Origin of the sequence: Aeromonas sp. FDAARGOS 1404 (genome assembly GCF_019047085.1) — a bacterium.
GTDB lineage: Bacteria > Pseudomonadota > Gammaproteobacteria > Enterobacterales > Aeromonadaceae > Aeromonas > Aeromonas veronii.
This window is the reverse complement of the sequence record NZ_CP077237.1, coordinates 4,295,442-4,314,656: the sequence shown is the minus strand read 5'-3', so window position 1 is coordinate 4,314,656 and position 19,215 is coordinate 4,295,442. Positions and strand designations below refer to the sequence as shown.

The following is a 19,215-nucleotide window of genomic DNA, read 5'->3' as shown; positions in this document are numbered from 1 at the left end:
TAGTATGAAACGGTGAGGCTTAGTCCCGCACCGGCGGCGGTGCCAGCACGTCGCGCTGACCATTGCCACCCGGTGAGCTGACGATGCCCTGATTCTCCATCTGCTCGATGAGACGGGCTGCCCGGTTGTAACCAATCTTGAACTTGCGCTGGACGCTGGAGGTCGAGCCACGGCGGGACTCCACCACAAAAGCGACCGCTTCGTCGAACAGGGGATCGAGCTCTTCATCGCCACCACCGCCATATTCGCCGCTGCCACCTTCGCCACCCGACTCACCGGAGAGGATCTCCTCGATGTAGTTCGGCTCGCCGCGCAGTTTCCAGTCTGCCACCACCTTGTGCACTTCGTGGTCATCGACGAATGCACCGTGTACCCGGGTCGGGTTGGAGGTACCGGCCGGCATGTAGAGCATGTCGCCCATGCCGAGCAGGGATTCGGCGCCGCCCTGATCGATGATGGTACGGGAGTCAATCTTGCTCGACACCTGGAACGAGATCCGGGTCGGGATATTGGCCTTGATAAGACCGGTGATGACATCCACCGACGGACGCTGGGTTGCCAGAATGAGGTGAATACCTGCGGCCCGCGCCTTCTGGGCGATACGTGCGATCAGCTCTTCCACCTTCTTGCCGACGATCATCATCATGTCGGCAAATTCGTCCACCACCACCACGATGTGGGGAAGCTTCTCCAGCTCCGGCGGCATCTGATCCATGGAGTCACCCGGACGCCACAACGGATCCAGCAGGGGTTCCCCCTCCTCGATGGCGGCCAGTACCTTGTCGTTGTAGCCCTTGAGGTTGCGCACCCCGACAGCCGACATCAGCTTGTAACGGCGCTCCATCTCACCCACGCACCAGCGCAGTGCGTTGGCGGCGTCCTTCATGTCGGTCACCACCTCGGTCAGCAGATGCGGGATCCCTTCGTAGACCGAGAGTTCCAGCATCTTGGGGTCGATCATGATGAAGCGCAGATCATCGGGGGAGGACTTGTAGAGCATCGAGATGATCATGGTGTTCACCCCCACCGACTTACCGGAACCTGTGGTACCGGCCACCAGCAGGTGCGGCATCTTGGCCAGGTTCACCACCACCGGCTCCCCTGCGATGTCCTGACCCAGGCCCATGGTGAGCGGGTTGCGGCTATCGCGGAAGGCATCGCAGTCAAGGGTTTCGCGCAGGTAAACGGTCTGACGCACCCGGTTGGGCAGCTCGATACCGACATAGGTTTTACCCGGGATCACTTCCACCACCCGCACGCTGCTGGCAGAGAGGGAACGTGCTAGGTCGCGCGAGAGGTTGGTGATCTTGCTCGCCTTCATGCCCGGAGCCAGATCCAGTTCAAAACGGGTAATGACCGGACCCGGATAGACACCCACCACCTTGGCCTGCACGTTGTAGTCGGCAAGTTTGGCCTCCACCAGACGGCCCATGCGATCCAGCTCATCCTTGCTCATCATCTGAGTCTTGGCTGGCGGTCTGTCCAGCAGTTCGATACTCGGTAACGGCGGCATTGTTGACTGCGGACGACGCTTGGGCTTGGTTGGTGCGACGGCTACCGGCGCGGCAACCTCGTCGTCCCCTTTGGCCCAGGGCAGATCCAGATCGTCCTCATCATCGTCATCGGCCACAGCCAGTACCGGCTGACGGCGACCATTGGCGGCCGCCACCGCACGTTTCGGCTTGGCAGCCGGAACCGGCTCATCATCTTCATCATCAAACTGGGGATCGAACTCGAAGGTATCGTCGTCGAGTTCGGGCAGCCACTCTTCGGCGGCAGCCTTCTGGTTCTTGGCCTTGGGCTTGCGAGTCCAGCTGGTGTGCGGCTCATCTTCCTCGTCATCAAACGCGATGGCCCCTACCCCGCCTTCCAGCAAGGGATCCGGCCCCTCGTTGCGGGGTTGACGCCAGCCACCGGTCAGCCAGCGGCCGAGGGTGGTCGGGAAGTTGTAAACGGCGCTGACCGAACCGGTACAGGCCGCGCCGATCTGCTCGACGATGGTGAGCCAGGACCAGCCGGTAAACAGGGTGATGCCGGTTGCCACGAAGCAGAGCAGCATCAGGTTGGCCCCGACGCCGCCAAACAGCGGCACCACGGCTGAAGCGATCACATCCCCCACCAGACCACCGGCGGAGAAGTTTTGCATATCGTTGAAGTTCATGCTGGCAATGGCCGACATGCCGAGCACGGTCAGGATAAAGCCGATGATCCGCACCCCCAGGGTGAGGTAATCCACATCGAGCAGACGGCTCGGGCGCCAGAACAGACTCCAGCCCAGCAGCACCACCAGCGGCGGCACCAGATAGGAGAAGGCACCAAAGGTAAACATGGTGATGTCGGCGAGCCAGGCACCGGCACTACCGGCGAGGTTCTTCACCTCCCCTTGCCAGGAGGTCTGGGACCAGCCGGGATCAGCGGGATGATAGGACAACAGGGCAAGCAGAAGATAAGCAGCCATCAGGGTGATGGCGATCAAGACGGCTTCGAAGATCCGTTGTGTACCTGATAAAGGAGTAAACAGCTTTTTATCGGCCAAACTCCGGCTCCTTTCTGAAAACATGTAATGCAGGAAATAAGGGGGCCTAGTATCCCCGAAAAGCCCATCGATTGTCAGCCAGAGCCTGATGGGACGGGGCCATATTTGCAATTATCTTTACAAGAAGAAACGAGCGGACCGGCCGCTCGTTTCTGACTGTCATGGTGTCTCATATGGAAAAGATACCACGGCATAACCTGCTTTATCGGGTGCTGATCACCAGACGACTGCTCTGCTTGACCTCTTCCATCACCACGTAGGTGCGGGTGTCATTGACACCGGGCAGACGCAGCAGGGTCTCACCCAGCAGGCGGCGATAGGCCGACATGTCGCTTACCCGGGTCTTGAGCAGATAGTCGAAGTCACCGGAAACCAGATGACACTCCTGGATCTCTTCGAGCACCTGAACAGCCTTGTTGAACTGTTCAAACACATCAGGCGCCCCGCGATTGAGGGTTATCTCTACAAACACCAGCAGAGATGCGTCCAGATAATGAGGGTTCAGAATAGCGGCATATCCTTCGATATAACCTTGTCGCTCGAGGCGACGAACCCGTTCCAGACACGGTGTAGGACTCAGGCCAACTCGCTTGGACAACTCAACATTCGAAATCCTGCCATCCTTTTGCAGTTCATTAAGAATGTTGCGGTCAATCCTGTCCAAATCCTTTAGCCGACTCTTAGCTTCCATCATTTTATTCCATCCTTTGGCTATTTTTTGGTAAGAATCACCAGTCATTTTATAATTATGGTCACAAATCCTGTCAATACCTGAATATACTAGGCGCAAATGTTGGTTAACATTTTGGCAACATGAAACACCAATCTATAGACGAGGGATAGCATGATTATCGGTGTACCTAAAGAGATAAAAAACCATGAATACCGCGTAGGCATGGTTCCGGCCAGTGTACGTGAACTGACAGCACGAAACCATACTGTTTTCGTCCAAAGCGGTGCCGGAAACGGCATTGGCTTCAGCGATGCAGATTATATCGCTGTTGGAGCCGAAATTTTGGCCTCTGCAGCAGAGGTTTTCGCCAAAGCCGAGATGATCGTCAAGGTCAAGGAACCTCAGCCTGTCGAATGTGCCATGCTGCGTCCGGGTCAGACCCTGTTCACCTATCTGCATCTGGCGCCAGACTTGCCCCAGACCGAAGCCCTGCTGAAAAGCGGCGCCATCTGTATCGCCTATGAAACCGTCACCGACGGCCGTGGCGGCCTGCCCCTGCTGGCCCCCATGTCGGAAGTGGCCGGACGCATGTCTATTCAGGCGGGTGCCCAAGCGCTGGAAAAATCGCGCGGTGGGAGCGGTGTGCTGCTCGGCGGCGTACCCGGTGTCGAACCGGCCAAGGTGGTGATCATCGGCGGCGGCGTGGTCGGCTCCAATGCAGCCCGCATGGCCATTGGCCTGCGCGCGGATGTGACCATCCTCGACAACAACGTCGATACCCTGCGTCGTCTCGATAACGAGTTCCAGGGAGCGGCCAAGGTGGTCTACTCCAACAGCGAGACGCTGGAACGCCATCTGCTGGCGGCCGATCTGGTCATCGGCGGTGTGCTGGTACCGGGTGCCACTGCGCCAAAACTTGTCCGCCGTGACCACATTGCGCGCATGAAGCCGGGTTCTGCCATCGTCGATGTGGCCATCGATCAGGGCGGCTGTGTGGAAACCTCCCACGCCACCACCCACCAGGATCCGACCTATATCGTCGATGAGGTGGTGCACTACTGTGTCGCCAACATGCCAGGGGCGGTGGCCCGCACCTCGACCGTGGCGCTCAACAATGCCACCCTCCCCTTTATCATCAAGCTGGCACAGCAAGGGTATCGTCAGGCACTGCTGAACGATCCCAACCTGCTGCACGGGCTCAACGTGATGGAGGGCAAGCTCACCTGCAAGGAAGTGGCCGTGGCACATGGCCTTGCCTACACGGATCCCCTGACCCTGCTGAACTGATCTGCGCTGGCCTGCGCCAGTTGGAGATGAGTGAAAATCCGCCCGCGATGGGCGGTTTTTTTATTCCTTTATTTTGCATGTCACCCCTTGTGAACACGATTAGTGCAATCGACTCACCAGCCTTTGACCCCGGATCACGAATTACCTACAATCGCGCAAACTCATCACATCCCGGAAATGACATCATGAGCCAAGTCACTCACAGCAAATTGCTGATCTTAGGGTCAGGCCCGGCCGGTTACACCGCGGCCGTCTACGCCGCCCGCGCCAACCTCAATCCCCTGCTCATCACCGGCATGCAGCAAGGTGGTCAGCTGACCACAACCACCGAAGTGGAAAACTGGCCAGGTGATCCGGAAGGGCTGACAGGCCCGGCCCTGATGGAGCGCATGAAAGAGCATGCAGAGAAGTTCGACACCCGCATCCTGTTTGATCACATCAACAGTGTCGAACTGACTCAGCGCCCGTTCCGTCTCAAGGGCGACAACGGCGAGTACACCTGCGATGCCCTGATCATCGCGACCGGCGCCTCCGCCAAGTATCTGGGTCTACCCTCCGAAGAGGCCTTCAAGGGGCGCGGCGTCTCTGCCTGTGCCACCTGTGACGGTTTCTTCTACCGCAATCAGGAAGTGGCGGTGATCGGCGGCGGCAACACCGCTGTTGAAGAAGCTTTGTATCTGGCCAACATCGCCAAGAAGGTGCACCTGATCCACCGCCGCGACGAATTCCGTGCCGAGAAGATCCTGATCAAGCGTCTGCACGACAAGGTCGCGAGCGGCAATATCGTGCTGCACACCCACCAGACCCTGGACGAAGTGCTGGGCGATCAGATGGGGGTCACCGGTGTGCGCCTGCGCAACACTCAGGACAACAGTACCAGCGAGCTGCCGCTGATGGGCGTCTTCATCGCCATCGGCCATCAGCCCAATACCCAGATCTTCGATGGCCAGCTGGAGATGCAAAACGGTTATCTGAAGGTACGTGGCGGCCTCGACGGTTTTGCCACCCAGACCAGCATTGAAGGTGTCTTCGCTGCCGGCGACGTGGCCGACCACAACTACCGTCAGGCGATCACCTCTGCCGGTACCGGCTGCATGGCAGCCCTCGATGCCGAACGCTACCTTGACGCGCAATAAATAAGCGTAGTTGTGATATAAGGCATACCAGTCGGTATGCCTTTTTTATTTGAAGGAGTCTAATGAAACAGAAGATATTGATTGTCGAAGATAGCCTGACCATCCGCCGTATGCTGACTCAGGCCATTGCCCAGCAAACTGGCCTCGAGATTGACGCCTTCGATACCCTCGAAGGTGCCCGTCACTGCCGGGGCGAGGAGTATGTGGTCGCGCTGGTGGACCTGACCTTGCCGGATGCGCCCCGTGGCGAAGCGGTCAACGAGCTGCTTGCTCGAGGTTTGCCGGTGGTGATCCTCACTGCCGACATCAGCGAGGATAAACGTGCCGCCTGGCTGGAAACCGGCGTGCTGGACTATGTGATGAAGGATTCGCGCCACTCGCTGCAATATGCCGTCAGTCTGGTGCACCGCCTCTATCTCAACCAGTCGATCGAAGTGCTGGTGGTCGACGACTCACGCACCTCCCGTCACCGCACCATGGCCCAGTTGCGCAAGCAGTTGTTGCAGGTGCATGAGGCCAGTCATGCCCGTGAAGCGATGGCGATGCTGGAGCAACACCCGGACATCCGGCTGGCACTCGTCGACTACTATATGCCGGATATCGATGGCATCAGTCTGGTGCGGATGCTGAGAGAGCGATACAGCAAGCAGCAGCTCGCGATTATCGGGATCTCGGTCTCGGACAAGCGCGGTCTCTCTGCTCGCTACCTCAAGCAGGGCGCCAACGACTTTCTCAACCAGCCGTTCGAGCCGGAAGAACTGCAGTGTCGGGTCAGCCACAATCTGGAAGCGCTCGAGCAGTTCAACAGCATTCAGGAGTCAGCCAATCGTGATTACCTGACCGGTCTCTACAACCGGCGCTACTGGTTCAACGAAGGGCAAAAATGGTTTGAAGAGCATCAGCGCCTGCAGACGCCTCTTGCACTCTGTGTGCTCGATGTGGATCACTTCAAGCAGGTCAACGATCACTGGGGCCATGCCATCGGCGATCAACTGCTCTGCCATCTGACCCGGCTACTGACCCAGTTCTTCCCCGATGCCATGATCGCCCGCTTTGGCGGAGAGGAGTTTGCCATGATGGTGCCTCACTGTACCGTCCCCGTGTTGATCAAGCGTCTTGAAGGGCTGCGTCAGCAGCTGCGCCAGCAACCTTTGTCACCGGAAACCCCGCTCTTTGTTCGCGCCAGTTACGGCGTGATCAGCGTCGGGCGGATATCCATGGACGAGGCGCTGAGCGTAGCGGATCGGCTGCTCTATCAGGCAAAGAACACCGGTCGCGACAAGATAGTCTCTCAAGAGATAACTATCTGAATCCTCAGGGCATCAGTCCCGTGTATTACCGCCCGACAGACTTTCCGGCAGGAGAGTCTGCGGGTTCCTTTCCTGCCACAGTCTCCCCATCACCATGACTATCGAAAGTCAGTAAGTCTTGTCGACCCGCACCCCATCATCGAAGTAGAGAATGCGCACCTTGTCTCCATTGGCAAAGACCATGGCGGGATCATAATCCTGGATCACGTTGATAAGGGCATTTTGCTCGTTGCGGATCAGCAGCTCCACCAACTTGTTTTCCACCACGGTTCCCCCGGACTGGTATTGCTGCGCAGCCGCAGCACCAGCGAGCGCCCCGACGGCGGTGGCGATCTCACGGCCATGACCGCCGCCAAACTGGTTGCCCAGCAAGCCGCCCAACACGGCACCACCCAGCGTCTTCCAGCCAGAGTGCTCGGACTCCAGGATCTGGCGCTGGGTAATATTGCGCACCGTTTCGACCTGACCAAACACCACCTGATTGACCGGCCGCGCGGTATTGCGCTGGTAGACCTCCGCCCCGGCGGGCGCCGTGACAAAGCAGAGCAAGCTGGATACTATCAGGATAATGGCCTTCATCTATGAACCTCGTTGCCTTATGTCTCGCTATCTTACCCAACTGGATGATGAGCTTTGCTGGTTTCCCGACCCCAACCATGCGCTGGAAGAGCCCAACGGCTTGCTGGCGATCGGCGGAGATCTCTCCCCGGCCAGATTGCTGGCAGCTTACCACAAGGGGATCTTCCCGTGGAATGAACCCCACCAGCCGACCCTGTGGTGGTCACCGGATCCCCGCGGGGTGATCCGTCCCGACCAACTCCATGTGGGGCGGACACTGCAGAAGATTATCCGCCGTACCCCATTCGATATTTCCGTCAATCGCGCCTTTAATGAAGTCATCACCGCCTGCGCCGCCCCTCGTCGCACTGCCGATGGCACCTGGATCAGCCAGCCCATGATCGAGGCCTACCAGCAGTTGCATCGGCTGGGTCATGCCCACTCGATCGAGATCTGGCAGGAAGGAGAGCTGCAAGCGGGACTGTATGGCCTCTCTATCGGCCGACTGTTTTGCGGTGAATCCATGTTCAGCCGGATTGATAACGGCGCCAAACTTGCCATGGTGGCACTCTGTCGACACTTTTCACTCCATGGTGGAGCACTTATCGATTGCCAGATGCAGAATCCGTTTCTGGCGACCCTGGGTATCGAGGAGTGGCCAAGGGCCCGTTTTCTGGCCGAGCTGGCGCGCCTTGGCCATCAACCACTGTTGGCTTCCTGCTGGCAAGAGGGGGAGATCAGCCTATGACTGAAGAAGTGATCCTTAAAGTAGGGCTGACTCCCAAGCATCCCTGCAGTTATCTGGACCATGAGCAGGAGCAATTGCTGGTACTGATGGATCACAATCTGCTCAACGCCAACGGCTACGAGAGATTGTTGACTGCCGGTTTTCGCCGCAGTGGCAACGACATCTATCGCCCCCACTGCCCGGCGTGCCATGCCTGCCAATCCCTTCGAATTCACAGCGAGCGCTTTCGTCCCAGCCGTGGCCAGAAGCGGATCCGCCAGCTCAACAAAGATATCGAGATCGTCCTGAGCTACGACGACAAGCCCGAGTATTACCTGCTCTACGAACGTTATATCCGCGAACGCCACCACGATGGCAGCATGTATCCCCCCAACCGCAGCCAGTATCGCGGGTTTCTCCATTGTGACTGGATGCCGCCGCTCTACCTGGAGATGCGCAAAGAGGGCCGCCTTATCGGTGTAGCCACCACAGACCTGCTGCCCCACTCCTTGAGCGCCATGTACACCTTCTTCGATCCTGACTATGCCGATCGCTCCCTGGGCACTTTTGCCATCCTCTGCCAGCTCGATCTGGCCAGGCGAACCGGGCGAAGCTGGCTCTATCTTGGCTATCTGGTAGAGGCGTGTCGCAAGATGAATTACAAACGCAATTACCTCCCTCATGAACTGTTAATTCAGGGGGAATGGAAAAATATCGACACCAAGCCCGAGTAAACTTTACACATAGCCTTAAATCCGGCATGATCCAGCGGTTTTTTGTTGTGGCTTATCAAGAGGATTCAATGGCTAAAGAAGACAGTATTGAGATGCAGGGCACTATTCTCGAAACCCTGCCCAATACCATGTTCCGTGTGGAACTGGAGAATGGTCACGTGGTTATCGCTCATATTTCAGGCAAGATGCGCAAAAACTACATTCGTATCCTGACTGGAGACAAAGTAACGGTAGCACTGACTCCCTACGATCTCTCCAAGGGACGTATTGTTTTCCGCTCTCGCTAAGCCAGGAATTCAGCAAAAAACCCCAACCTTTCGGTTGGGGTTTTTTGTCGTTTTCTGATCACTGACGCTTAGTGGGAAACAGCTTCAACATTGACCTGAAAATCAAAGCTGAGGCTGTCATTTACCAACTCAACCTTCACAATTCCCCCGTCAACCAGTGAACCGAACAGGATCTCGTTGGCCAAGGGTTTCTTGAGGTGCTCCTGGATCACCCGCCCCATCGGTCTGGCGCCCATGGCTCTGTCATATCCCTTCTCCGCCAACCAGTGGCGGGCACGCTCGGACACCTCGAGAGAAACTCCCTTCGCATCCAGTTGAACCTGCAATTCGACAATGAACTTGTCGACCACCTGATGGATCACCGTCATATCGAGATGGTTGAACCAGATGGTGTGATCAAGCCGGTTACGAAACTCCGGACTGAAGGTCTTGTTGATCACCGCCATGGCATCGTGGCTCAAATCCTGTTGCTGGAAGCCAATCGATTTACGCTGGGTCTCCTGCACACCGGCGTTGGTAGTCATCACCAAAATGACGTTACGGAAATCCGCCTTGCGCCCGTTGTTATCGGTCAAGGTGCCGTTGTCCATCACCTGCAACAGCAGATTGAATACGTCCGGGTGAGCTTTCTCAATTTCGTCAAGCAACACAACGGAATGAGGATGCTTGATCACCGCATCGGTCAGCAGACCCCCCTGCTCAAAACCGACATAGCCGGGAGGCGCACCAATCAGGCGTGAGACGGTGTGGCGTTCCATGTACTCGGACATATCAAAGCGCAGCATCTCGACACCCAATGCCTTGCCCAACTGCTGGGTCACCTCTGTTTTACCAACACCGGTAGGACCAGCAAAGAGGAAGCAACCAACCGGGCGACGCTCGTTGCCAAGTCCGGAGCGTGACAGGCGAATCGCATCGGTCAGCACCTCGATGGCTTTATCCTGACCAAAGACCACCATCTTCAGATTGCGTTCCAAGTTCTTAAGTACTTCTTTATCTGAAGAGGAGACTGATTTTTCCGGAATGCGGGCGATCTTGGCTACGATGGACTCAATCTCCTGCACATTGATCACTTTCTTGCGCTTGCTCGCAGGCAGCAACCGTTGACCGGCACCCGCCTCGTCGATCACATCGATCGCCTTGTCGGGTAGGTGACGATCATTGATGTACTTGGCAGAGAGCTCGGCAGCTGCACGGATCGCCTTGGCGGTATAGCGCACGCCGTGGTGGGCTTCATAGCGACTCTTGAGCCCCATCAGGATGCGAGTGGTGTCATCGATAGTCGGCTCGACAATATCGATCTTCTGGAAGCGACGGGCCAGCGCACGGTCTTTCTCGAAGATCTGGGCGTACTCCTGATAAGTGGTGGATCCCACACAGCGGAGCAAACCATTGGAAAGCAGCGGCTTGATCAGGTTGGCGGCATCCAGCTGACCACCGGATGCCGCACCGGCACCGATGATGGTATGGATCTCGTCGATAAAGAGAATGGCCCCTTCCTGACGCTCAATCTGCTTGAGCAGTACCTTGAGGCGCTTCTCGAAATCACCACGGTATTTGGTGCCCGCCAGCAGAGAACCCATATCCAGCGAATAGATGGTACTGCCCGCAATCACCTCGGGGACATCCCCCTTGACGATGCGATAGGCCAGACCTTCGGCAATGGCGGTTTTACCCACGCCCGCTTCACCCACCAGCAGCGGGTTGTTCTTGCGACGACGGCAAAGCACCTGAATGGTACGGTTGAGCTCCTGATCACGGCCAATCAGCGGATCGATGCGCCCTTCCAGCACCAGCTGGTTCAGGTTGGTGGCAAAGCTCTCGATCTGTGCGGTCGAAACATCATCATCAGACTCGGGATTGTTATTGCTGCCGAGATCCGGCTTGCTGTCCTTGCGCACCCCGTGGGAGAGGAAATTGACGACGTCGAGACGGCTGATCTCGGCTTTTTTCAGGAAATAGGCAGCTTGTGACTCCTGCTCACTGAAGATAGCGACCAGCACGTTGGCGCCGCTGACTTCGGTATTGCCGGAGGATTGCACATGGAAGACGGCACGCTGCAACACGCGCTGGAAGCCCAGTGTCGGCTGGGTTTCACGATCTTCATCATCGCGCGGTATGAGCGGAGTGGTTTGGGTGATGAATGCGCGGATCTCCTTGCGCATCTGCTCAACATCGGCACCACAAGAGCTCAGCGCCTCATGGGCTGAACTGTTATCCAGAAGGGCTAACAACAGGTGCTCGACGGTCATGAATTCGTGGCGCTCGTCACGGGCCAGTTTGAAAGCCTCGTTCAGCGTCTTTTCTAGATCTTTATTCAACATAGGCACCTCCCCTAGTACAGCTACAATGTGGTGTCACACTCGCCATCAAGTCATCAGATTCAAGCCTTTTCCATAGTACAGAGCAGTGGATGTTCGTTGTTACGTGCATAGGTGTTGACTTGGACAACCTTGGTTTCGGCGATCTCTGCGGTAAATATGCCGCAGACACCCTTACCACTATAATGCACACTCAGCATGACCTGAGTCGCCTTGTCCAAATCCATACCAAAGAACTTTTGCAGCACCTCCACCACAAACTCCATGGGCGTGTAGTCATCGTTGTTCAACACAACCTTATACATGGGTGGCGGCTGCAGCTTTGTTTTCTCTGCTTCTGCAATCTCTTCATTAGCAAAGAGTTCTTTCTGCTTGCTCATAATCGCGCTTTGGTACCTCTAGATTACTACCGTCTAACACAAGGTTGTCAATAGACTTGTTAACCAGATCACATCAGCTGTTAACAACTTCTTGACTCGCTCAAAAGTTAGACTAGATTGGTTACTTGCTAATCTGTGCCCGTCTGCTATGGGCTCATGTCCCTAGTTATAAAGGGCTGGCGCAGGTTACTCAACGACTTCTGGGTAATCAATAAAAGGATGTAGAAGTATGGCAACCGGCACAGTTAAGTGGTTTAACAACGCAAAAGGATTTGGGTTTATCTGTCCGGAAGGGGGCGGTGAGGATATCTTCGCTCACTACTCCACGATTCAAATGGAGGGCTACAAGACCCTGAAAGCGGGTCAGGCTGTCAATTTTGAACTGCAACAGGGGCCGAAAGGAAATCACGCCTCTGTGATTGTGCCAAACGAAGCACAAAATATGTAAATAACACCCGTTGGATAAATAAAAAACCGGTTCCTCTCTGAGCAACCGGTTTTTTATTGTCAGATTTCTGGCGAATCCTGCCTCCTCATGGGATCACAGGTTATCGCCAGCCATGATCAGTCGTGATATTCACTGCAGGCGATCAGGGTATTTTCCATCAGGCTGGCGACCGTCATCGGGCCCACGCCACCGGGTACCGGGGTAATGAAGGAGGCATGGCTGCGCGCCGTCTCAAACTCTACATCCCCGACCAGCGAGCCATCAGCCAAGCGATTGATGCCCACATCGATTACCAGCGCTCCCGGTTTGATCCACTCGCCAGGTATGAAATTGGGCTTGCCGACCGCAACAACCAGCAGATCGGCACGGCGAACCTGATCTTCCAGATCCCGCGTAAAACGGTGACAGGTCGTGGTTGTGCAGCCCGCCAGCAACAATTCGAGGGTCATGGGACGCCCCACTATGTTGGACGCTCCCACCACGACCGCATGCAGACCATGTGTCTTCACGCCGGTGGTCTCGATCAGTGTCATGATCCCTTTCGGAGTGCAGGGGCGCAGCGCCGGAATACGTTGGGCCAGACGGCCGACGTTATACGGGTGAAATCCATCTACATCCTTGTCAGGCTGGATCCGCTCCAGCACCTGAGTGGTATCAAAGTGATCCGGCAACGGCAGCTGAACCAGAATGCCATCTACGTGGCTATCCGCATTCAGCTGATCAATCAGCGCCAGCAGCTCTTCCTGACTGGCAGTGGCACTCAGGTCATAGGAGCGGGAGAGAAAACCCACCTCCTCGCACGCCCGACGTTTGCTGCCGACATAGACCTGAGAGGCGGGATCCGCCCCCACCAGAATGACTGCCAGCCCTGGAGCCCGTTTCCCTGCCGCCAACCGCTGTTGGACTTGCGCCGCGACCTGGCTGCGAATCGTTTGCGCAACCTGTTTTCCATCTATGATTTTGGCAGACATCGTTCTCCACTCACCATGTGTTCAACTGCCGCGCATTGTCGCATTTTTTTAGCCGGGATGTTAGCGGCAGACGCACGCCATACCTGTAGCGGGCAATAAGTAGGCACTTGAATTTACTGGGGGAAAAAGTCGTTGACGCTGGCCCTTACGCTTGGCTATGATGCCCGCCCGTTGCCCAGTACGACTCATGTCGATATGCTGGTCAGGGATTTTCGGTGATTAGCGCAGCCCGGTAGCGCATCTGGTTTGGGACCAGAGGGTCAAAGGTTCGAATCCTTTATCACCGACCATGTTCATCAACTTGTCGTCAAGACGTGTTGATACAAAGCGCCCTTAGCTCAGTTGGATAGAGCAACGGCCTTCTAAGCCGTGGGTCGCAGGTTCGAATCCTGCAGGGCGCGCCATTGATGCTCCCCCTTTCCTTCTGGATTGGCGAGTGTTGATGAAGATTTTAGTGGTGGCTGTAGCTCAGTTGGTAGAGTCCCGGATTGTGATTCCGGTTGTCGTGGGTTCGAGCCCCATCAGCCACCCCATTATTATGTCGATAATAGCCGCAAGGTGATGTCCATCGACTTGGTGCAGTGACCTTCTGGTCTGCTCCACGAAAAACCGGCCTTGGCCGGTTTTTTTGTTTTTGCGCCCGACAGCGCCTTGCCTTGTCTGCAAGGCCATCATCCTCCAGATCGATAAACGCGGCTCTGCCCATTTGTCACGATGTGCTTCTCCCCATCGATGACACAACCACGCTCCCCCGCACATCAGCCTGCCTGGTTCTTTTTCTGTATTTCCCAAGCGCCATTGATATGCTGATCGCTCTTCTTCTCTCCTGCTTCCCGTTGGAGCTTTTCTATGCAACGCATTCTTTTTGTCGAAGATGATCCCGAGATTGGCCAGCTCATCAGCAGTTGGCTCGGTCGCCACGATATGGATGTGCTCCTCGAGCCCAGAGGGGATATGGCGCTGGCCCGGGTCGAGGCCGAACAGCCCGATCTGGTGCTGCTCGATATCATGTTGCCGGGGCAGGATGGCATGTCCCTCTGTCGGGATCTGCGGCCGCGCTTCGACGGCCCCATCGTAATGCTCACCTCGCTGGATAGCGACATGAACCAGATCCTAAGTCTGGAGCTGGGCGCCAACGACTACATCCTTAAAACCACCCCGCCCCCCGTGCTACTGGCCAGACTGAGGGTGCAGTTTCGCCAGCACCAGCAAGCATCAACCCAACCGGCAGCCACCAGCAGCGTTCCCCAGCAACTGCAATTTGGTCTGCTGCGGGTGGATGGCCCGGGGCGAGATGTGCGCCTCGATGGCGAGAGCATTGCTCTCTCGACCGCCGACTTTGATCTGCTGTGGGAGCTCGCCTGCCACGCGGGCCAAATCTTGAGTCGGGAAGCCCTCTTTCGCAGCTTGCGCGGCCGGGAGTACGACGGTCAGGATCGCAGCATGGATGTGGCCATCTCCCGCCTGCGCCGCAAACTGGGTGATAACCCCGACAACCCGACCCGGATCAAGACGGTGCGCCAGAAAGGCTACCTCTTCGTCCCCCACGCCTGGGAATAACCCTCTTTCGGGAGCACCGCCATGCGCCGTCTCTTTATCCAGTTCTATCTGTTGCTGATCGGCTGCTTCACCCTGGCCATCCTGCTGGTAGGCGTGGTCTATCAGGTGACCGCCGAACGGGCGGGTGATCGCTATCTCGAACGCATGATGCAAGGCTCTCTTGGCCTGTTGACCGGCGAGTTGGCAAGAACCCCGCCAGAGCGCTGGCCCGATCGACTGGCCGAGCAGAGCAGTCAGTTTACCCTCCCCCTCAAGATCGGCGAGCTGGTGCGCCAGCCCCTGACCAGCGAGGATCAAGCCTTTCTGGCCGCCGGCAATATTGTCATCGTCGAGGAGGATGACACCTTCCTGCAGCGCATCCCCGATACCGATCGGGTGCTGATTGTCGGCCCTGTACCCTACCTCTCCTACCTGCACGAGCTGCACTGGGTCGATGTGGGGCTGCTGCTGGTGATCGGCCTATCCCTCGGCCTGCCCATTCTGCTCTGGTTGCGTCCCCACTGGCGCGGCTTGCAGCAGTTGGAGCAAACCGCACGTCGCGTAGGCGATGGGGATCTCTCCTGCCGAACCAATCTGCCACCGGGCAGCAGTCTGGCCCGGGTGGGACGCACCTTCGATCAAATGGCGACCCAATTGCAGGCCATGATTGCCAGCCGCAAGCAACTGACCGATGCCATCGCCCACGAGTTGCGCACCCCGCTGGTCCGGTTGCGCTATCGGCTTGCCATGCTCGATCCTGCCCCTGCCGAGCAGGAGCAGCAGGCGCTGGAGCGAGATCTGGGAGCGCTGGACGCCCTGATCGAAGAGATGCTCACCTACGCCAAGCTGGACAGGCCGGAGCTGCCGTTGCAGCGCGACGAGCTTGAACTCAGCCACTGGGCACAAGCGCATCTTGGCGACTGGCAAGCGCTGGCCCCCGAGAAGAGGCTCACCCTCGATCTGCCGCCACGTCACATGCCCTGGTGCGGCGATCATCGTCTGCTGACGCGCGCGGTGGAGAACCTGATCGGCAATGCTCTGCGCTACGCCGAGAGCGAGGTTACCCTCTCCATCTCGCGGCTGCAGGAGAACTATCTGCTGGAGGTGAGCGACAATGGGCCGGGGATCGATCCGGCGCTGGCGCCCCAGATCTTCGAGCCGTTCGTACGCCTTGATCAGAGCCGGGATCGTCGCACCGGCGGCACTGGTTTGGGGTTGGCCATCGTGCGCAGCATTGCCCGTCATCACGGGGGGGATGTGGCGTTGCTGGCCAGTGACCACGGCGCCCGCTTCTGCCTCACCCTGCCTGTACATTTGGATACAAACCGTCACCAACCGCTCACTGAAGGGCCGCTGCAACCGTCATAGGATGACTGTCATGGAGAACGCTCCATAACATCAACCCGAATAAGGAAATTGAACATGAAAAAGATCATTCCCCTGACCCTGGCAGCCGTCTTCGCCCTCACTTCCGGTTTCACCATGGCGGCCACTCCGACCAAGACAGCCACACCGCAGGCGACCCAGACCAAGGTGGTGAAAAAACACCATAAAACCACCCACGCCAAGACCCCTGCCGTCAAAGTCGCGCCGAAAACCAAGTGATCCAACCGGTCACTGGATAACACAGAGGGAGGCTGACGCCTCCCTTTCCATCTATTCCCGAAATTTTCCTGACGAGCGCCTCCCTCGTCCAAACCGGATCCACGACCCGGCTCCCCCTTTGCGGGAAACGGTCAATGACCACAGGAACATGGCATGTGGCGTCATCTGCTTAAATGGCTCGGCCCCTTGTGCAGCTTGCTGCTGCTCGGCACCGCACTGACCGTGCTGTATCACCTGACTCAGGCATGGCACTGGCACGATATTCGTGTGGCCATCTGGTCCCAACCCCTGCCGCGACTGGCGGGCGCCCTGTTGCTGACCCTGCTCAGTTATGGTTGCCTCTGCAGCTATGACATGCTGGCGCTCCATGCGCTGGGCAAGCGCCTTCCCTGGCAACAGGTCAGCATCACCTCCTTTATCGCCTACACCTTCTCCAACACCCTGGGATTTGCCCTGCTGACCGGCACCTCGGTACGCTATCGGCTCTACTCAGCTCTCGGTCTGGCGACCGGTGAGGTAGCCCGAGTGGTGCTGTTCTGCTCCATCACCTTTTTCCTCGGCCTGCTGGCGTGGGGAGGTGGCGCCCTACTGACCTGCGATGTATCACAGCTGCTGCCTGACTGGCCGCAGTGGGCAGATACCCTGCTCAGGCTGGCGGGCGTCATGGCTCTGCTGTTGGTCACCTGCTACCTCTGCTGGCCCGCCCCACGTCTCTCTTTGCGGAAACACACCCTGACCCTGCCGGGCTTTCGGATACGTCTGTTGCAACTGCTGGTCGCGCTGGCCGACTGGATGGCCGCCGCCGCCGTGCTGTTTGTGCTGTTGCCTGCAGATAGCGTCCCCTACCCCGTGCTGCTCAGTGCCTTCGTGCTGGCCAGCTTCCTCGGGGTGCTGGCCCACGTGCCGGGCGGGATCGGCGTGTTCGAAGCGAGCATGAGCCTGTTGCTGGCTAACTACCTGCCAACCGACAAGCTGCTCGCCTCGCTGCTGCTCTATCGCTGCATCTATTACCTGCTTCCCTTTCTCTGTGCCCTGCTGCTCTTTACCAGTCAGGAGATGCTGCAACAAAAAGCGCGCTGGCAGCGGCTACAGGGGCTGATGAGCGCAGTACGCGAATTTCTGCCCGCTCTTATCAGCATGGGCACCTTCGCCGCCGGCAGCCTGCTGCTCTGCTCGGGGATGATCCCGACCATGCGCAGCCACATCGAAGTGTGGCTGCAGGTGTTACCGCTCCATCTGCTGGAGCTCTCCCACGTGCTCGGCAGCGTGAGCGGTATCCTCCTGATCCTGCTGGCGCGCAGCCTCTATCGCCGTCACGACGCCGCGTTTCGCATCACCCAGCTGCTGCTGGCTCTGGGTATCGCCTTCTCCCTGCTCAAGGGGGGAGACTGGGAGTCAGCCCTGCTGCTTGGCAGCTTCCTGCTCATCATGACCCCCTGCCGCTCTCTCTTCTATCGCAAGGGGTCGCTGCTCTATCCCCAGTACACCCCGGGCTGGCTTATTTCAGTCGGCGCCGTGTTGCTGGGGGCGCTGTGGCTGCTGCTCTTCTCCTACCGTCAGGTGGAGTATGACCACGCCCTCTGGTTCCACTTCTCGCCCCACGGCGGGGCTGCCCGCGGCCTGCGCGCCATGGGGAGCGTGGTGGCCGTGCTGGCCGTGGCCGGGGTTGCCCAGCTGCTTGCGCCGCTGCGCGTAGTCGGTGAAAAGCCGGACAAGGAGACGCTGGCGCGCGCCCACGAGCTGGTGGTACGCGAAGGGGGGATCCACGGCTATCTGGCCCAGCTACAGGACAAATCCCTGCTGTTCCACCCCGCCGGTGACGCCTTCCTGATGTATGGCATCGAGGGCAACAGCTGGATTGTGATGGGGGATCCGGTCGGCCGCCCCGAGCAAATCGAAGAGCTGCTCTGGCAATTTCGCGAGCGGTGCGACGAGCACGACGCCAACCCGGTCTTTTATCAGGTCTCGGCCCGCTATCTTCCGCTCTATCTGGAGCTGGGGCTGATCCCCTTCAAGCTCGGTGAAGAGGCGATGGTCGATCTGGCTACCTTCGATCTGGCGGGCAGCCGGCTGCGCAACCTGCGCCAGAGCCACGCCAAGGGCAAACGGGAAGGACTGACCTTCGAGGTGGTCGAGGCAGGTGCCGTGGCCCCCCTGCTGCCCAGATTGCAGACCGTCTCCGATACCTGGCTGCAGAGCAAGATGGGCAAGGAGAAGGGCTTCTCGGTCGGCCGTTTCGAGCCTGACTACCTGACTCTGAGCCCGGCTGCGCTGGTATGGCACGAGGGGCAGATCGTCGGCTTTGCCAACCTATGGGTGAGCGATAACAAGGAGATGCTCTCCATCGATCTGATGCGCTACAGCCTGGATACCGGCACCGCTCCCATCATGGATTTTCTCTTTGTCGAGCTGCTGCTGTGGGGCAAGGCGCAAGGGTACGCCAGCTTCAATCTGGGGATGGCCCCCATGTCCGGGTTCAACGATCACCCGCTCAACAGCTACTGGGCCCGCCTTGGCAATACCCTGTTCGTCCGTGGCAGCCGTTTTTACAACTTTCAGGGGCTCAGACGCTACAAGGAGAAATTTTCGCCCCGCTGGGAACCCCGCTACCTGCTCTGCAGCAGCAAGCTGGTACTGCCCAGAACCCTGACTCACCTGATCACCCTGATTAGCCGCGGCCCGCTGGGGCTGATAAAGAAATAG

The 19,215-nt window shown here is 57.9% G+C and carries 17 protein-coding genes and 3 tRNA genes; 14 read left to right on the top strand and 6 right to left on the bottom strand.

Going from position 1 to position 19,215, the window contains the following annotated elements; translation table 11 throughout:
* Nucleotides 1–19: 19 nt before the first annotated feature.
* Nucleotides 20–2,536 carry a DNA translocase FtsK gene (locus tag I6L34_RS20075; protein WP_058057439.1) on the bottom strand — a complete coding sequence of 839 codons (2,517 nt, stop codon included), beginning with the start codon at nt 2,534–2,536 and terminating at the stop codon, nt 20–22.
* 202 nt (nt 2,537–2,738) lie between these two features.
* Nucleotides 2,739–3,230, bottom strand: coding sequence for a leucine-responsive transcriptional regulator Lrp (lrp, locus tag I6L34_RS20070; protein ID WP_005300047.1), 492 nt, complete (start codon nt 3,228–3,230; stop codon nt 2,739–2,741).
* A 150-nt stretch (nt 3,231–3,380) separates the two neighbouring features.
* On the opposite strand from lrp, the gene ald reads away from it, so the two are divergent.
* From ald to I6L34_RS20055, 3 genes are all read left to right on the top strand, one after another.
* On the top strand, nt 3,381–4,496 hold the full coding sequence (gene ald, locus I6L34_RS20065; protein WP_005351212.1) for an alanine dehydrogenase: 1,116 nt from the start codon (nt 3,381–3,383) through the stop codon (nt 4,494–4,496).
* Nucleotides 4,497–4,681: 185 nt separating this feature from the next.
* On the top strand, nt 4,682–5,632 hold the full coding sequence (gene trxB / locus I6L34_RS20060) for a thioredoxin-disulfide reductase (protein WP_019445530.1): 951 nt from the start codon (nt 4,682–4,684) through the stop codon (nt 5,630–5,632).
* 62 nt (nt 5,633–5,694) lie between these two features.
* The gene (locus I6L34_RS20055; RefSeq protein ID WP_058057438.1) at nt 5,695–6,942 is read left to right on the top strand and encodes a diguanylate cyclase; all 1,248 of its coding nucleotides are present in this window, start codon (nt 5,695–5,697) and stop codon (nt 6,940–6,942) included.
* 108 nt (nt 6,943–7,050) lie between these two features.
* On the opposite strand, the gene I6L34_RS20050 is transcribed toward I6L34_RS20055, so the two are convergent.
* Nucleotides 7,051–7,521, bottom strand: a complete 471-nt coding sequence (locus tag I6L34_RS20050; RefSeq protein WP_005337104.1) for a glycine zipper 2TM domain-containing protein — start codon at nt 7,519–7,521, stop codon at nt 7,051–7,053.
* A gap of 19 nt (nt 7,522–7,540) precedes the next feature.
* On the opposite strand from I6L34_RS20050, the gene aat reads away from it, so the two are divergent.
* The 3 genes from aat (at nt 7,541) to infA (ending at nt 9,248) form a co-directional block, all read left to right on the top strand.
* Entirely contained in the window at nt 7,541–8,248 is a 708-nt protein-coding gene (aat, locus tag I6L34_RS20045; RefSeq protein ID WP_058057437.1) for a leucyl/phenylalanyl-tRNA--protein transferase, read from the top strand.
* Nucleotides 8,245–8,961 carry an arginyltransferase gene (locus I6L34_RS20040; protein ID WP_040066402.1) on the top strand — a complete coding sequence of 239 codons (717 nt, stop codon included), beginning with the start codon at nt 8,245–8,247 and terminating at the stop codon, nt 8,959–8,961. The genes aat and I6L34_RS20040 overlap by 4 nt, the downstream gene beginning before the upstream one ends.
* 68 nt (nt 8,962–9,029) lie before the next feature.
* Nucleotides 9,030–9,248, top strand: a complete 219-nt coding sequence (gene infA / locus I6L34_RS20035; protein ID WP_005300033.1) for a translation initiation factor IF-1 — start codon at nt 9,030–9,032, stop codon at nt 9,246–9,248.
* A 68-nt stretch (nt 9,249–9,316) separates the two neighbouring features.
* Here the strand turns inward: infA and clpA are convergent, their stop codons facing one another.
* The gene (clpA, locus tag I6L34_RS20030) at nt 9,317–11,572 is read right to left on the bottom strand and encodes an ATP-dependent Clp protease ATP-binding subunit ClpA (protein ID WP_005351201.1); all 2,256 of its coding nucleotides are present in this window, start codon (nt 11,570–11,572) and stop codon (nt 9,317–9,319) included.
* 59 nt (nt 11,573–11,631) lie between these two features.
* A complete protein-coding gene (gene clpS, locus I6L34_RS20025; protein ID WP_058057436.1) occupies nt 11,632–11,949 on the bottom strand; it encodes an ATP-dependent Clp protease adapter ClpS in 318 nt (105 codons plus the stop codon).
* A gap of 229 nt (nt 11,950–12,178) precedes the next feature.
* Here clpS and cspD point away from each other — a divergent pair, with 229 nt between their 5' ends.
* A complete protein-coding gene (cspD, locus tag I6L34_RS20020; RefSeq protein ID WP_005300025.1) occupies nt 12,179–12,397 on the top strand; it encodes a cold shock-like protein CspD in 219 nt (72 codons plus the stop codon).
* 116 nt (nt 12,398–12,513) lie between these two features.
* Here cspD and folD read toward each other — a convergent pair whose 3' ends face one another.
* Nucleotides 12,514–13,368 carry a bifunctional methylenetetrahydrofolate dehydrogenase/methenyltetrahydrofolate cyclohydrolase FolD gene (folD, locus tag I6L34_RS20015; protein WP_005346435.1) on the bottom strand — a complete coding sequence of 285 codons (855 nt, stop codon included), beginning with the start codon at nt 13,366–13,368 and terminating at the stop codon, nt 12,514–12,516.
* 213 nt (nt 13,369–13,581) lie between these two features.
* On the opposite strand from folD, the gene I6L34_RS20010 reads away from it, so the two are divergent.
* From I6L34_RS20010 to mprF, 7 genes are all read left to right on the top strand, one after another.
* Nucleotides 13,582–13,658, top strand: a tRNA-Pro gene (locus tag I6L34_RS20010).
* Between the two features lie 37 nt (nt 13,659–13,695).
* Nucleotides 13,696–13,772: transfer RNA gene (locus tag I6L34_RS20005), tRNA-Arg, on the top strand.
* Nucleotides 13,773–13,825: 53 nt separating this feature from the next.
* Nucleotides 13,826–13,901: transfer RNA gene (locus I6L34_RS20000), tRNA-His, on the top strand.
* 316 nt (nt 13,902–14,217) lie between these two features.
* Entirely contained in the window at nt 14,218–14,928 is a 711-nt protein-coding gene (rstA, locus tag I6L34_RS19995) for a two-component system response regulator RstA (RefSeq protein ID WP_058057434.1), read from the top strand.
* Nucleotides 14,929–14,949: 21 nt separating this feature from the next.
* Complete coding sequence (rstB, locus tag I6L34_RS19990; RefSeq protein ID WP_216955218.1) at nt 14,950–16,275, top strand: two-component system sensor histidine kinase RstB; 1,326 nt, start codon at nt 14,950–14,952, stop codon at nt 16,273–16,275.
* A gap of 54 nt (nt 16,276–16,329) precedes the next feature.
* Nucleotides 16,330–16,512 (top strand): hypothetical protein, encoded by a 183-nt coding sequence (locus I6L34_RS19985; protein WP_076494658.1) that lies wholly within the window; start codon nt 16,330–16,332, stop codon nt 16,510–16,512.
* A gap of 153 nt (nt 16,513–16,665) precedes the next feature.
* Complete coding sequence (gene mprF, locus I6L34_RS19980; RefSeq protein WP_216955217.1) at nt 16,666–19,215, top strand: bifunctional lysylphosphatidylglycerol flippase/synthetase MprF; 2,550 nt, start codon at nt 16,666–16,668, stop codon at nt 19,213–19,215.

Coding starts and splice junctions, on each gene's coding strand:
- lrp (WP_005300047.1), bottom strand. CDS start 3,230: ATGATGGAAGCTAAGAGTCGGCTAAAGGATTTGGACAGGATTGACCGC.
- ald (WP_005351212.1), top strand. CDS start 3,381: ATGATTATCGGTGTACCTAAAGAGATAAAAAACCATGAATACCGCGTA.
- trxB (WP_019445530.1), top strand. CDS start 4,682: ATGAGCCAAGTCACTCACAGCAAATTGCTGATCTTAGGGTCAGGCCCG.
- I6L34_RS20055 (WP_058057438.1), top strand. CDS start 5,695: ATGAAACAGAAGATATTGATTGTCGAAGATAGCCTGACCATCCGCCGT.
- I6L34_RS20050 (WP_005337104.1), bottom strand. CDS start 7,521: ATGAAGGCCATTATCCTGATAGTATCCAGCTTGCTCTGCTTTGTCACG.
- aat (WP_058057437.1), top strand. CDS start 7,541: ATGTCTCGCTATCTTACCCAACTGGATGATGAGCTTTGCTGGTTTCCC.
- I6L34_RS20040 (WP_040066402.1), top strand. CDS start 8,245: ATGACTGAAGAAGTGATCCTTAAAGTAGGGCTGACTCCCAAGCATCCC.
- infA (WP_005300033.1), top strand. CDS start 9,030: ATGGCTAAAGAAGACAGTATTGAGATGCAGGGCACTATTCTCGAAACC.
- clpA (WP_005351201.1), bottom strand. CDS start 11,572: ATGTTGAATAAAGATCTAGAAAAGACGCTGAACGAGGCTTTCAAACTG.
- clpS (WP_058057436.1), bottom strand. CDS start 11,949: ATGAGCAAGCAGAAAGAACTCTTTGCTAATGAAGAGATTGCAGAAGCA.
- cspD (WP_005300025.1), top strand. CDS start 12,179: ATGGCAACCGGCACAGTTAAGTGGTTTAACAACGCAAAAGGATTTGGG.
- folD (WP_005346435.1), bottom strand. CDS start 13,368: ATGTCTGCCAAAATCATAGATGGAAAACAGGTTGCGCAAACGATTCGC.
- rstA (WP_058057434.1), top strand. CDS start 14,218: ATGCAACGCATTCTTTTTGTCGAAGATGATCCCGAGATTGGCCAGCTC.
- rstB (WP_216955218.1), top strand. CDS start 14,950: ATGCGCCGTCTCTTTATCCAGTTCTATCTGTTGCTGATCGGCTGCTTC.
- I6L34_RS19985 (WP_076494658.1), top strand. CDS start 16,330: ATGAAAAAGATCATTCCCCTGACCCTGGCAGCCGTCTTCGCCCTCACT.
- mprF (WP_216955217.1), top strand. CDS start 16,666: ATGTGGCGTCATCTGCTTAAATGGCTCGGCCCCTTGTGCAGCTTGCTG.